The 18,369-nt window shown below is 51.9% G+C and carries 15 protein-coding genes; 7 read left to right on the top strand and 8 right to left on the bottom strand.

The features are described from left to right. The first annotated feature begins 102 nt into the window (after positions 1–102). The 4 genes from MRY86_RS05710 to MRY86_RS05695 are packed head-to-tail and all read left to right on the top strand — an operon-like array spanning position 103 to position 3,433. Complete coding sequence (locus tag MRY86_RS05710) at positions 103–1,233, top strand: glycosyltransferase family 1 protein (protein ID WP_293565157.1); 1,131 nt, start codon at positions 103–105, stop codon at positions 1,231–1,233. A 58-nt stretch (positions 1,234–1,291) separates the two neighbouring features. Continuing rightward, on the top strand, positions 1,292–1,990 hold the full coding sequence (locus tag MRY86_RS05705; protein ID WP_293565159.1) for a glycosyltransferase family 2 protein: 699 nt from the start codon (positions 1,292–1,294) through the stop codon (positions 1,988–1,990). 1 nt (position 1,991) lies between these two features. Next, complete coding sequence (locus tag MRY86_RS05700; protein ID WP_293565161.1) at positions 1,992–2,345, top strand: DUF2304 domain-containing protein; 354 nt, start codon at positions 1,992–1,994, stop codon at positions 2,343–2,345. Continuing rightward, positions 2,342–3,433 carry a glycosyltransferase family 4 protein gene (locus MRY86_RS05695; protein ID WP_293565163.1) on the top strand — a complete coding sequence of 364 codons (1,092 nt, stop codon included), beginning with the start codon at positions 2,342–2,344 and terminating at the stop codon, positions 3,431–3,433. The genes MRY86_RS05700 and MRY86_RS05695 overlap by 4 nt, the downstream gene beginning before the upstream one ends. On the opposite strand, the gene MRY86_RS05690 is transcribed toward MRY86_RS05695, so the two are convergent. Continuing rightward, positions 3,422–4,084, bottom strand: coding sequence for a sulfotransferase family 2 domain-containing protein (locus MRY86_RS05690; protein ID WP_293565165.1), 663 nt, complete (start codon positions 4,082–4,084; stop codon positions 3,422–3,424). The two genes, MRY86_RS05695 and MRY86_RS05690, sit on opposite strands and share 12 nt — an antisense overlap. Further along, positions 4,081–4,797, bottom strand: a complete 717-nt coding sequence (locus MRY86_RS05685; RefSeq protein ID WP_293565167.1) for a sulfotransferase family 2 domain-containing protein — start codon at positions 4,795–4,797, stop codon at positions 4,081–4,083. Before MRY86_RS05685 ends, MRY86_RS05690 begins: the two co-directional genes overlap by 4 nt. 301 nt (positions 4,798–5,098) lie before the next feature. Between MRY86_RS05685 and MRY86_RS05680 the strand changes: the two genes are divergently transcribed. The 3 genes from MRY86_RS05680 to MRY86_RS05670 all read left to right on the top strand — a co-directional run bounded on the left by MRY86_RS05680 (position 5,099) and on the right by MRY86_RS05670 (position 11,459). After that, positions 5,099–8,191, top strand: a complete 3,093-nt coding sequence (locus MRY86_RS05680) for a lamin tail domain-containing protein (RefSeq protein ID WP_293565169.1) — start codon at positions 5,099–5,101, stop codon at positions 8,189–8,191. A gap of 342 nt (positions 8,192–8,533) precedes the next feature. After that, on the top strand, positions 8,534–9,730 hold the full coding sequence (locus MRY86_RS05675; protein WP_293565171.1) for a hypothetical protein: 1,197 nt from the start codon (positions 8,534–8,536) through the stop codon (positions 9,728–9,730). 28 nt (positions 9,731–9,758) lie between these two features. Continuing rightward, a complete protein-coding gene (locus tag MRY86_RS05670; RefSeq protein WP_293565173.1) occupies positions 9,759–11,459 on the top strand; it encodes a hypothetical protein in 1,701 nt (566 codons plus the stop codon). 135 nt (positions 11,460–11,594) lie between these two features. On the opposite strand, the gene MRY86_RS05665 is transcribed toward MRY86_RS05670, so the two are convergent. From MRY86_RS05665 to murG, 6 genes are all read right to left on the bottom strand, one after another. Continuing rightward, positions 11,595–11,894 (bottom strand): hypothetical protein, encoded by a 300-nt coding sequence (locus MRY86_RS05665; protein ID WP_293565175.1) that lies wholly within the window; start codon positions 11,892–11,894, stop codon positions 11,595–11,597. Between the two features lie 149 nt (positions 11,895–12,043). After that, positions 12,044–13,498, bottom strand: a complete 1,455-nt coding sequence (gene ftsZ / locus MRY86_RS05660) for a cell division protein FtsZ (RefSeq protein WP_293565177.1) — start codon at positions 13,496–13,498, stop codon at positions 12,044–12,046. A 168-nt stretch (positions 13,499–13,666) separates the two neighbouring features. After that, positions 13,667–14,980: a cell division protein FtsA gene (gene ftsA / locus MRY86_RS05655; protein WP_363325388.1), complete on the bottom strand. Its 1,314-nt coding sequence runs from the start codon at positions 14,978–14,980 to the stop codon at positions 13,667–13,669. 33 nt (positions 14,981–15,013) lie between these two features. Continuing rightward, positions 15,014–15,787, bottom strand: a complete 774-nt coding sequence (locus MRY86_RS05650) for a cell division protein FtsQ (RefSeq protein ID WP_293565181.1) — start codon at positions 15,785–15,787, stop codon at positions 15,014–15,016. Positions 15,788–15,815: 28 nt separating this feature from the next. Then, the gene (gene murC, locus MRY86_RS05645) at positions 15,816–17,171 is read right to left on the bottom strand and encodes a UDP-N-acetylmuramate--L-alanine ligase (protein ID WP_293565183.1); all 1,356 of its coding nucleotides are present in this window, start codon (positions 17,169–17,171) and stop codon (positions 15,816–15,818) included. Positions 17,172–17,174: 3 nt separating this feature from the next. After that, positions 17,175–18,326, bottom strand: coding sequence for an undecaprenyldiphospho-muramoylpentapeptide beta-N-acetylglucosaminyltransferase (murG, locus tag MRY86_RS05640; protein WP_293565185.1), 1,152 nt, complete (start codon positions 18,324–18,326; stop codon positions 17,175–17,177). Positions 18,327–18,369: the final 43 nt, after the last annotated feature.

The following is an 18,369-nucleotide window of genomic DNA, read 5'->3' as shown; positions in this document are numbered from 1 at the left end:
ATATACTTTTTTCCAATTGCTTGTCCTGCATGTTAGGGCCATCTCCATCGCTCAAAGGTTGGCACAAAGATTGTACCTTTGCATTCAGCACAGGTCAAAATCATGAAAATAGCCATACTTGCGGACCCTCTGGACAATCAACGTGGCGGTGTACATGTCTATACCCGTGAGCTTATCACAGCTTTAGTCCAGCTCGACTCTGATAATGAGTACCTGCTGGTGCGGGAGAAAGCCACTCCTGCTATACCAGGCACGCAGTCCCTCGTAGTGCCCAATAACCGATTTGGGTTGGTATTCGCCGCCTTCCGCATGTTTTTTATTGTCCCTTATCTGCTCCGGCAGTACAGAGTGGATGTCGTATTGGAGCCTGCTCACTTTGGCCCGTTCAATTTGCCGCGGCATGTCCACCGGGTAACGGTAATCCATGATCTGACGCCTTTGCTCTTCCCACAGTACCACCTTTGGCACAGTCAGATGCTGCAACGCCTGTTCCTCAAAGGTATACTCAAAAGGGCAAGCCTGGTCATCACCAATTCCCGGCATACACGCAAAGATGTCCTCGAGCATTTCCCATTTCTGGAGGGCAAAGTGATTGCGGCTCACCTCGGGGCCAATCCTAACCTCACTCCACTAAAAACACGGGACTGGCTTGATCAGCAGGGTATTTGTTCACCCTACTGGCTTACAGTAGGCACTATCGAGCCTCGGAAGAACCTCGTCAACCTCCTAATGGCTTATCAGCAGTACCGGCAAAATGGCGGCAGCGGACAGCTTATTGTAGCCGGGCAGCGGGGATGGAAATCTGAGCCGTTCTTCGAAGCCCTGGAACAGCACCCGTACCGGGCAGACATTCTCCTGACCGGCTTTGTGCCAGACGAGGCGCTGCCTCAGCTGTACAGCCATGCACAAGCCTTAATTTATCCTTCGGAGTACGAAGGTTTTGGGCTGCCTGTGCTTGAGGCTATGCGCTGCGGGTGCCCGGTAATTTGCTCTTCTGTATCCAGTTTGCCTGAAGTAGGCGGTGCAGTCGCTTACTATGCCGATTATCAGGAGCCTGCATCCATAGCCCGGCAAATGCAGGAAGTAGACCAACTGGACGAGTCAGCAAGGTCAGCCCTAAGGGAACGATCGATGGAGTGGGCGGGGCAATTTACCTGGACCGCACATGCCAAAGCCTGCCGGGCTGCACTCCAAAAACTTGCTGCGAAACAACCCGACTCCAATCACGTATGACTATATTGCACGTATATTCCAAATCTATTTACCCGGTAGATGCACAAACCCCAAAATAATGCGACCAGAACAAATATGGATTGTCATTCCCGCCTACAACGAAGGGCCTGTCATCGATCAGGTCGTGTCCAAGGTGATTGGCAGTGGTTTTCCAAATGTACTGGTCATTGATGATGGCAGCAAAGACGATACGGCTATACAAGCCCGGCGAGCCGGGGCACGTGTCCTCTCCCACCCCATCAACCGTGGCGCAGGGGCCGCAGCGCAGACCGGCCTGGCTTACGCAAGGCGGCAGGGATGGAAATGTGTGGTGCAAATTGATGCCGATGGGCAGCACCACCCTGAAGACATCCACAGGCTGGTGGAAGTACAGGCCCAAACAGAAGCCGATATCGTTCTGGGCAGCCGATTCCTGGACCCTTCGCCTGGCATCCCACCCACACGCATACTGTACAACCGCATCTCCAATGTACTGACGAATACCTTCTGCAAGCGCAGCTATTCGGATACGCAGACCGGCTTCCGGTTGCTCAGTGCACGGGCCATACGCAATCTCCGGCTCCGGCTCGATGGTTTTGGCTACTGTAGCGAAATGATTGTGCAAGCTGAAGAAAAAGGGCTAATGATTGCTGAGGCTCCCATTCAGGTTACTTATACCGACTACTCGCTTAACAAGGGGCAGGACCTGGTTATGGGCGTTACCACCGCAGTGGATTTGCTTTGGAAATTGCTATTTTACCCTTCAAAAATGAAGTGACGTGAAGCTTGAAGTCTATCAGATCATCGTTCCACTAGCCTCCCTGGGGTTTGTTTTCAACCTGTTCCGGCGTTTTCTGAAATCAAAAGCCAGCTGGCAGGAAGCCGCTTTAGGTGCTGCTTTTTGGCTTTCAGTCGGCATTTTCGCGCTCTTTCCTGACGCAATCTCCAAAGCCATTGCTGACTTCTTTGGAATAAAGAGCAATATCAACGCCATCATTTTTTTCTGCCTGGGGCTTATTTTCTTCTTTCAGTACAAACTCTTTTTCATGCTGAAAAAAAACCAGATGGCCATCACCGAGCTGGCTCGGAAAATCACCCTTCAGCAGGCGGAAAAAGAAGACCTCCAATCGTGAAAATCCTTTTCGTACTTGAGCATTTCCATCCTTATATCGGTGGGGCAGAGAAGCTGTTTTACGAGCTGACGACGGCATTGGTAAAGGCCGGGCACGAAGTTGCAGTCGTTACCACCCGGTTCCGCCCCGATTTGCCGGAACAGGAAGAGATTCAGGGCGTATCAGTGGTGCGGGTCAACTGCCGCAACCGTTACTGGTTCAGCCTGGTGAGCCTGCCGGTGATCCGGCGTATGGCTAAAAAATACGACCTCGTCCATACTACTTCCTATAATGCCGCCCTGCCGGCCTGGCTCGGCGCGGCTTTGAGCAGAAAGCCGGTCCTCATTACTTTCCACGAAGTTTGGGGGCGTCTCTGGTGGCAGCTACCTTTTGCCAATCTGCTGCAACGTACCCTTTTTTACACTTGGGAGCAACTCCTGCTAAAACTGCCTTTTCGTCGCTTTATCGGGGTATCCGACTACACCCGGCAGGCGCTGCGTGCAAGCGGCATTGCTGAAGAAAAAGCGCTACGAATTTACAACGGGCTGGACTACACAGCCTTTGAGGCTTATCCTCATCAGCCGCCAGGGGAATTTACCTTTACCTACTTCGGGCGCCTGGGCATGTCAAAAGGGCTGGAACTCCTGCTGCCGGCCGCACAAACCTTGCTCAGGCAGCATCCTGAGGCCCGGTTCAAGCTCATCGTACCGACCTATCCTAAACCGATGTACGATTGGGTGCAGGCGCAATTGGACCAACTGGGCATCCGCCAACAGACACAACTGCTTCATGACCTGCCGCGGGAGACACTTTACCGGGAAATTGCACATTCGTCCTGTGTCGTAATCCCCTCCTACAGCGAAGGGTTTTGCTTTGTCGCAGCAGAAGCCTCTGCTATGGGCGTACCCATCATTTCTTCTGATCGAGGCGCGTTGCGCGAAGTGGTAAGCGGAAAGTGGGTGCCCATGCAGGAGATGAGCGTAGCGGCACTCGCCCGGGCATTGCAGCGGGCGTATGATGGAGACTGGGAAAACCGGCCCTTCCATCCTTTTCATCTGAAGGATGCCGTACAGGCCTACATCAACCTTTACCAAGGTTTAAATCGCTGAGCGGTGTGTTTTAACCCAGTCGTACAGCGCCATATCTTCTGCATTGAGAGCCTGTAACTGACGAAGGGCCTCCTCCTTAATTTCAGGTAGCGCTTTACGAAAACGACGGTTATCGTTGAGCCGGGGCAATGGTGGGACTTCAGCCCAGCCAAGGCGTTTCCCCAACCGCTCGTAGTCCGCCTCAAAGGATTCCAGCAATCCGATAAAAAAATAGTCTTTCGGGTGCAGCCCGCGCATAAATTTAGACATGCGGTTGCGATTTTCCTCCAGGGTGGCGTACTCGAGCAGGGTTTCTGAGACCCGGTGGGCATTGACCGCTGCCACCTCCGGGTTGTGCTCCGGATTTAGCAGGCGGTGCTTAAAAAAAGAATAATTGGAAACTACACGGTCTACCGGGTCACGCAGCCAGGTAATGATTTTGGGGTTATGCTGCAGGTGCAGCTCCCGGACTTCTTCGTAGTGCAGGTGGCCATGCAATACTTTCAGCTGTGGAGGCAATGCCCGGGACCATCCGCCTGCTTTCACTACCGCTTCATAATCGCGCCGACGAAAGGAGGCCGAAACCTGCTGCGCACCGTAGACGGTTTGCAGGGCCCGGTAAAAAGAAGTACCGCCCGTTTTGGGGATATGTATGGAGATTAGCCTGATCATACGGTCCAGTATCCCTGCTTTCGAAGCTCAAGTGCCTCCTGATAAAGTGCCAGGTCTTCGGCATTACAGGCTTCGATGACCGCCCGTTCTCCAGCAGTGATTTCCCGCTTCCGTTTACCCGTGGCATTATGCTGATAAGCCTCCTGAATCGTCCAGCCCATCGCATCCGCCATACGCTGCAGGTCCTCATCCATACGCTCGAGGATGCCCACAAAGCGAAAGTCACTCAGGTGCAGCCCCTCCAGGAATTTAGACATTCGGTTTTGGTTGATCTCTGCCTGGGCATACTCGGTAAGGCTGCGCTCCATTTTGGTGAGAATGTTAATGCCCCGGCCTTCTTCGTCCAGGATTTCCCGGAGACGCTTGGCCAGATAAAAGTAATTGGACACCACGCGCTCCACTGGATCGCGCAGCCAGGTGATTTTTGGAATGTCTGGTGGTAACTCCAGAATGTTGTTGACGTGTTGCCATGAAAAATGCCCGTGCAACACCCGCACCCGGTTGGGTAAAGTACGACCGGTGAACGGCTGCTGTTCTACCCGGAATTTGCCCCCACCGCGCAGGGGCGTATCAAAACGCAACACAGCTTCGGCACCATAAACATCGCGCAGCATATTGCGGAAAGATGTCCCGGCAGACTTTGGGATATGAAAGGACAGCAACTCGAGTTGGTTACCAATCTTGGAGTCCAGTCTTTTGATCTGATCATTCATGTCTCGCTATTAGGTAGGGCTAAGCTAAAAAAAATCCTCATGCCAGCACTTAGAAAGGTCTTTCATCCGGGAATCTGGCAAAATATACAAATAGTTAACATGCGTGAATTGGGCAGACCGCTGAGAATTGTTTATTTTGCAGCATATTCAACAGGAATTAAATATGCACGCTCCCCCCGCACCGTAATCTTTTACGACCTTTTTAGGCTACTACTTATCATAAGCTCCCCCTTGTCTTCCAGCCGAAGACCTACTGATTTATTGGTAAAAATTACTGAATCTATAAAACAATTACTACAGCATGAGACAATTTTACTTACTGCTCTTTGCGCTATGTATGTTCGGAACAACACTACAAGCACAAGTGCTGAATGAGCTACTTGTCAGTACAACTGGTACTGATGTAGAATTCATCGAAATTTACGGCGAGGCGGGTACTCCACTGCTTGGCCTTAGTGTTATTGGAGTAGAATCTGATGACCAATCCTCCAATGGCTCTATTGATTTTCGATTTGACTTTGGAGCTGACGACATAATTGGTTCGAACGGATTCTACCTGATTGGCACTTCAAGTGTCAACTCCGAATACGGAGTAATGCCAAATAAAATCATCAACTCTAACTCCCTGGAAAACAGTAGCGCTACCTATGGGCTGGTTGTGACCAGCAGTATTTCTGGTTCCAGCATCACCGGTGGTGAATTCTGGAGGGATGTGGTGGCACTTACCGATGAAGAATCCCCTGAATTCTTTTACTTTGATGCCCCGGTTATTGGCCCAGATGGCAATTTCTTTCCAGCCGGCGTACGCCGTGTAACGGATGGCGTAGACACCGACATGGCCAGTGACTGGGTCATCAGTGACTTTAACTTGGGCAATGACAATACACCTACTGCGGGTACGCCAATGATGCCATCCGCACCGGTAAGCGGTTGTGACGACCTGTTCATTTCTGAGTACATGGAAGGTAGTGGCAACAACAAATGTATTGAAGTTTTTAACCCAACCAGTTCATCTATTGACCTGAATGCTGGTAATTATCAGATTTTGTTCTATTTCAATGATAACACTACCGTAGGTGGTACCATCAACCTCACAGGTACTGTCTCCGCAGGCACCACTTACACCCTTTGTGATGACGGTACCACTTTGGAGATAGAGGTAGACCAAGAGTCTACTGCTTCTTTTTTCAATGGTAACGATGCTGTAGAGCTCAGAGCAGACGGGACAACATTGGATATCTTCGGACAAATCGGAAACGATTCCAACTTCGCCAAAGACAGAACTTACCGCCGAAAATCTAGTGTGACTTCTGGAGATACAAACGGCAGTGATGCCTTCGATATTTCCGCAGAATGGGACGAGTTCCCTCAGAATACAGCTGATGGCTTTGGGGCTCATACCTTTGACGGTTGTGGCAGCACTGGCGGAGGTGGCGGTAGTACTGGCGGAGGCTGCGGCTTCACCAATGTTTCCTTCTCCAACCTGTCATGCGGAACGGGCGCATTTGCAGAAAGCTCCTTTTTTGATGTATCTGCAGTTGTATCCAATGGCTCAGGCTCCTATTTAAATATCAATCCTGAAACAAGTATCGGATATGGCATCTTCTCAGGTGTAGAAAACGGTACTATATCTGGAACCGGTCAGGCCAGCATCACCGGTAACACTCCGGGTGAAGTAGCAAAAATCGACCTGCTCGATCAGATGGATGTTACTTGCAGAACGCCAACTTACTACTTCCGTGTACCCGAGTGTGTCTCCTGCCCAACATCAGAGGACATCTTCATCAGCGAATTCCACTACGATAACGTTGGCGGCGACGTCAATGAGTTTGTGGAAGTAGCGGTTTCAAACGAATTTGAGGGCGATTTATCCGGTATTGAAGTGGTGCTCTACAATGGCAGCAACAACACCTCCTACGATAGCGAAACCCTTGACAACTTCAGCGAAGGCAGCACCGCCAGCGGTATAACCTACTACTATTTCGAGTTCAGCTCCCTGCAAAACGGCGCACCTGACGGTATCGCACTGGAGTGCAATAATGAGATTTTCCAGCTGTTGAGCTACGAAGGCGATATGACTGTTAATGGCTTTGCCAGCACCGACGTAGGGGTTACCGAAGGTGGCGGCACACCGGAAGAAGGCTCCCTGCAGTTGATTGACGGCGTGTGGACCGAGACCTGCCAGAACACCAAGGGCGGCGCTAATGCGGATGTGGACTGCTGCGAAGATCCTACTTTCGAGTGCGTGGACAATGATGTACTGCTCGACTTTGGTTCTTACAGCCTTTCTGAAGCAGACGTGGTAAACATCGACAATCAGGACAACCCATCTGATTGCCCCGAAATTACACTCGGCATGATCAGCCCAGCCACGCTGACTTGTGATGACCTTGGCCAAACCGTCATGGTGACTGTAATGGTCAATACGCCGGAAGGTCCACAGAGCTGTACCTCCAACATCACTGTAGTTGATGAGTCTGGTGAACTGCCTGCACCATGGGGTGCCAGCGATGTAGGCGAAGGCGAGAATGAATTTAGCTATGAGGTGTGCAACGCCAATAATGGTGAATTTGCGATCACTAGTGGAGGCCGCAACTTCCCGCTGGAAGATGTATCGGACAATACAGGGTTTATTTCGCAGGAACTCTGTGGCGATGGGTCCATTACAATAAAGGTAGAAAGCCGTCAGGGTGGATTCCCGGGCATTGCCATCCGTGAAAGTACTGCAGCTGGTGCCAAAATGGTTACCATGCTCACCAACATTACCGGCAATATCTACTGGTCTACCCGTTATGACACGGATGCCAACCGCAGCTTCACCTCTTTCTACCGGCCATTCCCACGGTGGTTGCGCCTGGTACGTCAGGGCGATTACATTATTGGCTACAGCAGCACCACAGGTGGCAGCTTCGCATTCGTAAATGCCGCTTACGTACCCATGGATGCCTGCGTGGAGGTAGGCATGGTGGTCTTCTCCGTCAATAACACCCCTGCAAGTGCGGTATTTAGCAATGTGACAGTGCTTGGCAATACAATCCCTACACTTTCTGAGGAAGTTCAGGAAGCGATCAACGGCATCAGCCTCAAGCGCGGTGCAGAAGCACAAAACGGTAATGCAGTTACCTTTGAAGTACCGGCTCAGGAGGTACGCAATACGACCTTGTTCCCGAACCCGACGCGTGATGCGCTGAACCTGCGCTTCGAGCGTGCGGTAGAGCACAACACCATCGTAGTCGTACGCAATCAGTTTGGGCAGGCACTCCGTCAGCAGCAGGTGGCGACAGGTGCTGTACAAACTCAGCTTGATGTGGCAGCTCTGCCTGCCGGTATGTACTTCCTGGAAGTACAGGGCGAAAGCGGCATTCTGGAAACGCTGCGCTTCACCAAGCAATAATTAAGCGCCTCAACGACAGGAAACATATAGCTTCCTGATTGATGGCTGAAATAGAAAGCCCCCTTTGCGGATCATCCGTGAAGGGGGTTTTCATTTGTACTGAATGCAGTTGATGGCGCTGCCAAACTTCAAGTATTTGAAAATCACTAATTTAACCCAGTCAAAAAATTACAGCGTTTTGCAACCTCCTTAAACTTCTTCCGTATATAATTTCATTGCCCCAAAACAAACACAATTACAAACTACACACTAAGGGCAATAGAAAAGGGATGATACCTACCGTTTTTCAGTAGGTTTTTGATAATTAAAACCCAAATTCCGGATTTCTAAACCCTTACTACTATGAGGATTAAACTACCCGTCGCAAGCGGAATACTCACCTTCGTTTTTGCGTTTTATTTTTCTACAGCCCCAACAGGCATCGTCTACGGACAAGCCAGTACGGCACCCGCAACTGACCCGCCTGCTTCTACCTTTCAGCCAGCCATGTCCATTGGTTTAAGCTCAGGCACCCATGCCTTCTTTGGCGTTGATGCCACCTTAAGAGTCCTAAAACCCGTTAACTTCCGAATTTCCTACAACCGCATGCGGATGGACGTAGAGGGGATCAGCTTTAATGCCTCTTCGCTTGGCTTCTCCGGACAAAGCCTGATCCTGAGCTCCGACCTGGACCTTAGCACCCTCGGTCTGATTGCAGAACTGCCCATTGGAGCGAAACGCTCTTTCCGGCTCATGGGTGGGCTAATGATCAACCTCAACAATTATATTAATGTCAATGGTGAATTTGCAGAAGGCGTAGCAGTGAATGACTATGAGCTGACGCCTGAGCGCATTGGCACCATTAATGTAAATTACACCACAGGCTCTGCCGTTTACCCTTACTTTGGGCTCGGATTCGGCCGCTCGCTTGGCGTAAGGCACCTAAGCTTTGCTTTAGAAGCCGGAGCTATGGTGAGAGGCCGCCCGGACATCCAGTTCAATTCTACGGGTTTACTTAGCGACAATGCCCAAAATGGCCCGGTCCTTTCCGAAAACTTTAAAAATGTACGGGTACACCCCTCCGTTGGCTTCCGGCTGGCCTATAAGTTTAATCTGCCAAAAGACCTGTTTGGCTTGCGCCCGGGCGCAGAGGGTACTTCCGAAATGGTGGATGCACCGGTGCCCGAGGCAGAAAATCGCGTGGAAGACGCACCCAAAGAGCAGCTTACGGATGGCAATCCCGTGCTGCCTAAGCCTGCAACACCTACCGCATCCCCTTATCTTATTGTGAAGGGCGCTGCCGTTGATGCCGTTACCAATGCGGAGCTGCGTCAGGCTTATATAGACCTGTACAAGGTACTCCCCAACGGCGACAAAACGCTGGAGCGTACCGGGCCCTATCCTACCGGGCAGTTCACTCTTGGCCTTGATCCTGGAGATACCTATGAGCTTAACATCACCGTACCTGGCTATAAGCCGTTCAAGAAGGTCCTTAAAGCGGACCCCGGTGGAGCCGCCAAGACAATCACACAACATTTCCCGCTCGAAGCCGAGCAGTAAATCCTGAATCATCCAATCCAAAAATATTATGAAAAAGCTATTCTTACCTACTTTGCGGCTAAGCGCAGTTCTAATGCTTGCCTTTTTGGTAACTACTTGTACAGAGGAAGCCCGGGAGGATTTGATCGAAGGGTACGTTGATGGCGTCAACCTCAATATTAATACTGATATCTTTCGGGTACCCGTTGCCTTCTACTTTGGCGATGCTAACCTGGATACAGGCGGTGATGCCCCTGATAATCTATCCATTACCATTGAGGGCCCCGATAAAGATCTGATTTATTCCACGGACGGGCAGCGGGATTTGAAACCTGTAGCAGGCTTCCTCGAAATTGGATTAGACAAAGAAGTCATGATCACCGAGGATGACCCACTAGAGCTGACCGTCATTGCGGAAGCGCCCGGTTATGTCAAAACCGTTCAGAACATTGTGCTTTATGATACGACGTATCAGTATATCCCAGTCAATATGGTGAGCCTCAATGCCCCGCCTAAAGGAGTAAGCCTTCAGTTGGGCACGACTGCTGCGGACGCTGATGGTGTCATGCAGGACACCGCATTTTCGACTCCAATGGTAGCCGGCAAAGAGGAAATGGCCAGTGTCAAACTAAAGCAAGGCACTAAAGTGATGAATGCCGATGGGGAAGAGCTTACTGGCAACATCGAGGTGCAATTGGTACACTTCGACAACCGCAGTGATGAATCCCTGGCCTCTTTCCCCGGTGGTTTTACCGCTACCAACGTAGTAGATGAGAACGGCAACGAAATGGAGCCGATAGAGTTTGTAACCGCTGGCTTCGTTGCGCTGGACATGTTTGTAGGCAATGATGAGGTCACTGATTTTTCTGAGCCGGTTGAAGTGGAAGTAGGCATCAACCCGGAGACCATCGACCCGGCCACAGGGCAGCAGGTAAAGGAAGGGGACATTATCCCCATTTGGTCCCTCGATGACAATACCGGAGAATGGAAGCACGAAGGCGAGGCCGTTGTAGAAAAAGACGCTAACGGCAACCTGAGCGCTACAATGCTGATCACTCACTTGTCGTGGTGGAACTTTGACTACTTCTATAACTCCTGCCGCTGGTTTGAGCCAGTTCGGCTGGTGATCGAGTCAGACTATAACAACTTCCGGGATGCGCCCTGGCTAAGAGGGCAACTTTATGACGCCATTACCGGCCGTCGTTTCAGCTACCGTCGCTACTTCAGGGCGCTAAATGGGGAAACCATCAACATGTACAACATCCCAAGAAACCGGACTTTGTACATGGAGGTGTCTGAGGGTAATCAAGTCATCTATACCTCTCCTCCATTCACGACCACCTGTAATTCTACCACAGTCCTCGACATGAAGACCTTTGAACCCCCGAGCCCGTTGATGCTGGATGTCCGGTTCTCAGGATTGTGCGAAGGAGCAGGTCCAGATATTATTATTCAGCCAGACGCTGTTATTTATTTCCGGCAAACCGGGCAGCGCTGGGAACCACTGGCTCAGGTTATCGGCGGCGCCTTTACCACCAGTCGTCTTTTCCGGGGCGAGGTATATGACTTCAGGCTCGTTTACGCCGGGCGCACCTATGACTTCATGGATATTGTAGTGGAGTCCCAAACCCTGGAAGTGGAAGACTATAAGCTTGAGGTTGACCTTGACAACCCAGACAACCGGGCTTCTATCATTGTGGAAGATGTTGTCATCCCACAGGAATACTGCGACATCCTTCTCGGAGGCTAAAAGATACAGACGCATTTAAAGAGAAGCCCCGCCGACGTTGTTTCGGTGGGGCTTTTTTTTCGGTCAGGCAATAAAATAGCGCAAGCCACCCTATGCAATCGGGCCTGCGCCGTAAAAAACTACTATATCATATTTTTAAGCCGCAATCATGGATGCCGGAGCAGAAAACTCCAGCCTGTTGATGGACTCTGTATTGTCGGTGCGATTGTTTACGATATCCAGATTGAGGGTGTAGTGCTCAAAATCCAATGCGAAAGACTGTAGCGTATGCGAACGGTTGAGCACCTGATCTTCTAATTGACGAAGTCCCAGGAAGTCTCCCACCTCAGCGCGAAACTTATTCATGAGCCTTCTGACCAGCTGCAACGTATTGCCCTGACCAGTCTGGTTCAGAATACCTACAGTGAGTGCTAATTTTATTTTTCGGTTATCCATTGGTTTTGATTCAAAATTCAATGGTATAACTCTGAACCCAGTATTTTGTTCATGTATTTCCTCAAAAAACTTCAACAAAAAAGCGGCTTAACCCCATTTGAGTCAAGCCGCCTACGAAAGCAAAAGTATCTCGAAAATCAGGCTTTCGCCTAATCTACATTATCGTGAAGGAAGGAATTGCCGCCACGGACCTCCAGCTCATCATCATCGTTGATGCTCCAGGTGGAATGTGGCTCTTCCTTGGAATCCGGCACATTATCCAGATTCACACCCCGGCGCAAGTAGGCCGGCTCGTTTTCCAGTTCGATGATAGCCTGTGGGTTGCTTAGCTTGACGCGATTGTTGCGCAGGCGTTCGCGACGTTTACGTTCTCTTTCCAGGAATTTGTCCCGGTCTTCATCAGAGACCTCGCCCCCTTCTGCATTTACGTAAGGCTCATCGTAAGAGTACCGGCCACGGCTCTGGTACTTCGCAATGGTTTCGCGCACATCATCAAACTCTACCGTGTGCCGTCCATTGCCGGAAGGCTCATACCCAATATCGGCCAGGCCCTTTTTTTTTGGCTGGTCCTCAACCGGTTTGGGCTGATCTTCATCCAGCGCAACGACGACCTTGTCGTCGGCAACTTTATTCGCCTTTTTCTGCTTATTGTGCTCAAAACCGGTGGCGATAACTGTCACACTGATCTTCTCGCCCAGCTCTTCGTCGTAACAGTTACCCCAGATCAGGTCTGTACCGTATCCGGCCTCCTCTTGCACAAATTCAGTGATCTCAAAGATCTCGTCCATTGTGACCTCCTTCGTACCAGAAGTGATATTGAGCAGGATATGCTGTGCACCACGGATGTCGTTATCCTCAAGCAGCGGAGAATGCAGGGCATCGTCCACGGCCCGCTTGGCCCGGTCTTCCCCTTCCGCAGAGGCAGTCCCCATGATGGCCACACCGCTTTCGCGCATAACAGTGTTGACGTCCTCAAAGTCCACGTTTACGTATCCCGGCACGGTGATGATCTCCGCGATGCCCTTGGCTGCCGTGGTCAGGATGTCGTCTGCTTCCGCGAAAGCATCAGAGATGGACAGGTTGCCATGGATTTGCCGCAGTTTATCGTTGGAAATGACGATGAGGGTATCGACGTTCTTTTTCAGCTCCTCCAGGCCTTCAGAACCCTGAGAAGTACGGCGGCGCCCCTCAAAAGTGAAAGGCAGCGTCACGATACCCACGGTAAGGATATCCATTTCCTTAGCTGTTTTGGCAATGATCGGAGCTGCACCCGTACCGGTACCACCGCCCATGCCCGCTGTGATAAAGAGCATGCGGCAGTTATTCTCCAGATAAGCTTTAACGGCTTCAATGGATTCTTCGCAGGCCATTTTGCCAATATTGGGCTTTGAACCGGCACCCCGGCCCTCAGTCAGGTTAGGCCCCAACTGAATGCGGGTAGTCACCGGGCTGAGTTCCATGGCTTGTGAATCGGTATTGCAAATCGCAAAGTCAACCCCTACGATGCCCTGCCGGAACATGTGCGTCACGGCGTTGCTGCCGCCGCCGCCCACGCCCAGTACTTTAATTATCGGGCTTTCATCTTTTGGCAAATCAAATACCATAACTGCTTGTTTTTTTGTTCTGCTGGGCTTTCCTGCTGCGCTTTGCCTGGACCCAACATGGTTAATTGAAGTATCAGCGTTCGTTTGTTGTTTATTGCACCCTGTTCCGGCCCCGGGCGTCCCTCCCGCTCCGGAACAAGGTTTGCTTGCTGGCTAATTGGACCAGATCTAGAATTCGTTATCCGGCTCAGCCTCAAACCACTCTTTCGTGCGCTTGAAAAGCTGATCGTACCAGTTGCTGCCTGCCGGTTCTTTCTCTACCGTAACTTCTTCTTCGGCAGGTTCTTCAGCTTGCGCCGGGATGAGCCCTGCTTCCAGGTCGTCCAGCCCCTTGATGAGCAAGCCCACACCAGTAGAATAAATCGGGCTGCTCAGGTGCTCATGGTACCCGTGCGCCAGATGCTCCACCGGCGTGCCAATGCGGGTACTCATGCCCGTGTGGTACTCGGAAAGCTTGTCGATGTGGTTGAGCAGCGCTCCTCCACCCGTCAGCACGATGCCGCCAATAAGCTTGCGCTCAAAGCCGGAACGGCGGATTTCCCAGATCACATAGTCCAGGATTTCCTCTACCCGTGCCTGAATAATGCGCGCGAGGTTCTTTTCGGAAATCTCCTTGTGGTCCTGACCGCGCAGGCCGGGAATGGAGATAATCCGGTTGTCGTATACTTCCTCTGCCAGTGCGGAGCCAAACTTTACTTTCAGTTTCTCCGCCTGTGGCTTCATCACGGTACAGCCTTCCTTGATGTCTTTGGTGATCACATTGCCACCGAATGGAATAACAGCCGTATGCCGGATGATGCCTTCCTGGAAGATGGTGATATCTGTGGTGCCGCCACCGATGTCTACAAGTGCCACGCCGGCTTCTTTCTCTTCCTCACTCAGCACTGCTGAAGCGGAAGCAATAGGCTCAAGGGTCATATTCGCCACTTTCAGCCCGGTGCGCTCTACGCAGCGATGGATGTTGTTGGATGCAGAAATCTGCCCGGTAATGATGTGGAAGTTGGCTTCCAGACGAATGCCGGACATCCCAATAGGATCGGTAATCCCCTGCTCGTTATCTACCGTGTATTCCTGTGGAATAACGTGCAAAATCTTGTCACCCGGAGGCAGTACCAACTTGAACATATCGCTGATCAGCCGGTCGATATCCCGGCGGCTGATTTCGGTATGATCTGAGTCCCGGGTAAGGATGCCCCGGTGCTGCAAGCTCTTGATGTGCTGCCCGGCAATACCCACGTGCACCACCTTGAAGGTCTGCCCGGCAGTACGCTGCGCCATGTTCACCGCTTCTGCAATGGCCTTAACGGTCTTTTCAATATTCGACACTACGCCGCGCAGTACGCCCTCGGAGGCGACTTTGCCAAAGCCCAGCACCTCAATTTTACCATGCTCATCCCGGCGGCCCGCGATAGCACAGATTTTTGTTGTCCCGATATCGAGCGCAACAATGATTTCCGATTTGTTTACATTGGTCTCACTCATGGGTATCATTTAACTGTAGTTTTCGTTTTCAAATTACTTGCGCCCGACCACCTGGTCATCATAGGCAACACTAATCTCATTGTAGGTGCGCCACCCGGTGTAGGGCAGCACTTCCTTGTAAAATATTTTGATCCGACGCAGCTTACTGCGGGCGTCTTCAAAGCTTCCAAATTCAATGCGGTCACTGCCAATCTTCGGCACCAGGGTGATCTTCCCGCGGCTGTCGAAATAAATCTGTTCTGACAAAGGCGCCAGGAACGGATCACTCAAAATGAGCTGCGCCAGTAAAAAGGCGTCCTTCAGCCGGTTGCGTTTGCGCTCCAGGAAGGTCTCATTGTAAGTTGGCAAACTACCGGTAGCCACCAGCACTTTTGCGGTGAAATGATCCGAGAGGGGCATTTGTATACCATCCCGGTCCAGGTAGTAATTGTACCCGTTATTGTCAATCACCCGCAGAATCGGCTCCCTGGGGTTGATGTCGATGACGATATGATTGCCTGCCGTCACATAGGCCTCTGCATCCAAAATAAAAGGCTCTGCCTCCAGGACCTGCTCCAGGCGCTCGATATCGATGTCTGACAACGACTGTCCTTTTAGTGGTTTGTCAAAAGCCCGTTCTATAGCGTCTCTCACATCAGCATCTGCCAACAGGCTGTTCCCATCGGGCAGCGGCTCAATATTAACTATGACATCCTTTACCGCACTGCCGCCTTTCTGTTCCACGGCCGAAATGTAGATCACCAGCACGCCCAAAAACAGGACTACCCAGCCGATGCGCCGAAGCATCCGCTGCGTTTTAGGGTCCATATTTTGTAGTAGCGGTATCGCCATTTTCTTATGCTTTTCCCCCGAAGTAGTCCTTCAAGGGGTTTCTGAGTAAATCAATATCACCTGCACCAAGGGTCAGCAACACTTTGGGCTGCCGCTCCTGAACCAGTGGGAGTATCTCCTCCGCCTGCACCAAATGCTTGCGGGGGTGGTTTATTTTGTCAAACAACCAGGCACTGTCCACCCCGGGAATCGGTGCTTCGCGGGCCGGGTAAATATCCATCAGCCAGATTTCATCCAGCTGCTCCAGCGCCCGGGCGAATCCACCCACGAAGTCCCGCGTACGCGAGAACAGGTGTGGTTGAAAAATGCCAGTCACTTCACGGTCCGGAAACAGCTCTTTTGCTGCTCCGATTGCGGCCTGCAGTTCTTCCGGATGATGGGCATAATCATCGATATAGGCCCGGTTTTCGCTGCGGTGCAAAAATTCAAACCGCCGCCGGATGCCCCGGAAACTGCGCAAGGCCCGCCGGATATCTTCTCCTTTACCGCCCAGCTGCAAAGCCACCGTGATGGCTGCTGTTGCATTTTCGACGTTGTGCCGGCCAGGCAGGCTCAGTTGGAGTCCTTCAAGCCGGTGCGCCGGGCTGTGGTAATCGAAGGTAAAGTAGCCGTCTTCCACGCGGATATGATCTGCGCGGTAGCTGCCACCTTCCACTCCAAAAAGCTCCAGCCCGGGTACATTCCCCATCTCTGCTGCCCAGCGGTGCTGCAAGTACAGCTTACCACCCGGCTCCAGTTTTTTGGCGAAAGCCCGGAATCCGGTCTCGTGCAAAGACGCCCGGTCGCCGTAGATATCAAGGTGGTCCGCATCCATAGAAAGGACAACCGCAATATTGGGGCTCAGGTGCAGGAAAGACCGGTCGTATTCATCGGCTTCCACAACCACCCATTCTGATTGCCCTTCCACGAAGTTGGTCTCGAAATCAAGGGCAATACCGCCGAGAAAAGCCGTACAGTCAATCCCACACTCCCGTAGGAGATAGGTCGTCAGCGTAGTCGTCGTGGTCTTGCCATGCGTACCCGCGATGGCAATCGCTTTCATACCCCGGCTGATGATGCCCAGCACTTCGGCCCGCTTTTTGATGGGCGTGCCCTGCTGCCGGAAGTACTGCAACTCCGCATGCGTGTCAGGCACTGCCGGAGTGTAAACCACCAGGTCCACGCCCTCCGGAATACGGGAGACGTCCTCTTCGTAATGTATGTCAATGCCTTCTGCTGCCAGCGTTCTGGTTAGCTCGGTTGAGGTTTTATCGTAGCCGAGTACTTTGGCACCTCTGCCGTTGAAGTAGCGGGCGATGGCACTCATGCCAATCCCTCCCACTCCGATGAAGTACACGGTTTGTATGCTTTTCAAGTCCATCGGTTATGGCTTTGCCGATTGGGCCAGCCGGAGCACTTCGCGGGCAATCCGCCCTGCTGCATCCGGTTGTGCCAGTTTTTTGATGTTAGCGCTCAGCGTTTGGCGCCTTTCCTCATCATCAATCAAAGCAATGGCATCCTTCAGGATTCGGTCGTTGGCTGCTGCATCCGGAATCATCAGGGCAGCATCTTTACGAACTAAAGCCTGTGCATTTTTGCTTTGGTGGTCCTCCGCCACGTTTGGGGAGGGTATGAAAATCGCCGGTTTCCCGGCAAATTGCAGTTCTGAGATCGTCAGGGCACCGGAGCGGGCAACGATGACGTCCGCCATCGCGTAGGCCAGGTCCATGCCGTCGATGAAAGCCTGTGCTTTCACGTTGGGCAACTGTGCCGTTTCGCAAGCGGTGAAGGTGGCTTTGTAAAGCTTGCCTACCTGCCAGAGCACCTGTACATCGGGCCGGGCTTTCAGCGCTTCGGCATTCGCGGCCATCGCTTCATTGATCGACCGTGCCCCCAGGCTTCCGCCAAAAACGAACAGGATGGGTTTTGCCGGATTAAATCCGAAGTGCTTCGCGCCTTCCTCCCGGGTCGCCCGGAGATCCTGCAACTGCGCCCTAACCGGATTGCCGGTGAGCAACAGCTTTTCTGCCGGAAAAAACCGGTCCATGCCTTCGTAAGCCACGCAAATCCTGTCCGCTTTCCCGCCCAGTAAACGGTTGGTGATACCCGGGAAGGAATTTTGCTCCTGCAGCAGGGTTGGAATGCCCCGGCTGTTCGCGACCTGCAACAAAGGCCCGCTTGCGTACCCTCCCACGCCCACAGCTACCTGTGGCCGAAAACGCCGGATGATCCGCCGCGACCGCCACAAACTGCTGATGAGCTTAAAAGGGAAACTCAAGTTCCGTAATGTCAATTTTCGCTGGAATCCGCTGATCCACAGCCCTTCGATGGGATAGCCCGCTTTGGGGACTTTCTCCATCTCCATTTTTCCTTTCGCCCCGACAAACCGGATGTCTGCTTCCGGTGCTATGGCTTTTACCGCATCAGCGATGGCAATAGCCGGGAAAATGTGGCCACCGGTCCCCCCTCCGGATATGATAATCCTGGGCGTTGAGGTTGGGGAACTTTCCCCCGGCTTTTCTTTTTCTATGGCCACTTTCAATAATTTATTCCTCTAAGATCAGCCTTCGTACTCGACT

Source organism: Phaeodactylibacter sp. (assembly GCF_022763345.1).
Classification (GTDB): domain Bacteria; phylum Bacteroidota; class Bacteroidia; order Chitinophagales; family Saprospiraceae; genus Phaeodactylibacter.
This window is presented reverse-complemented; position numbering and strand designations above follow the sequence as displayed.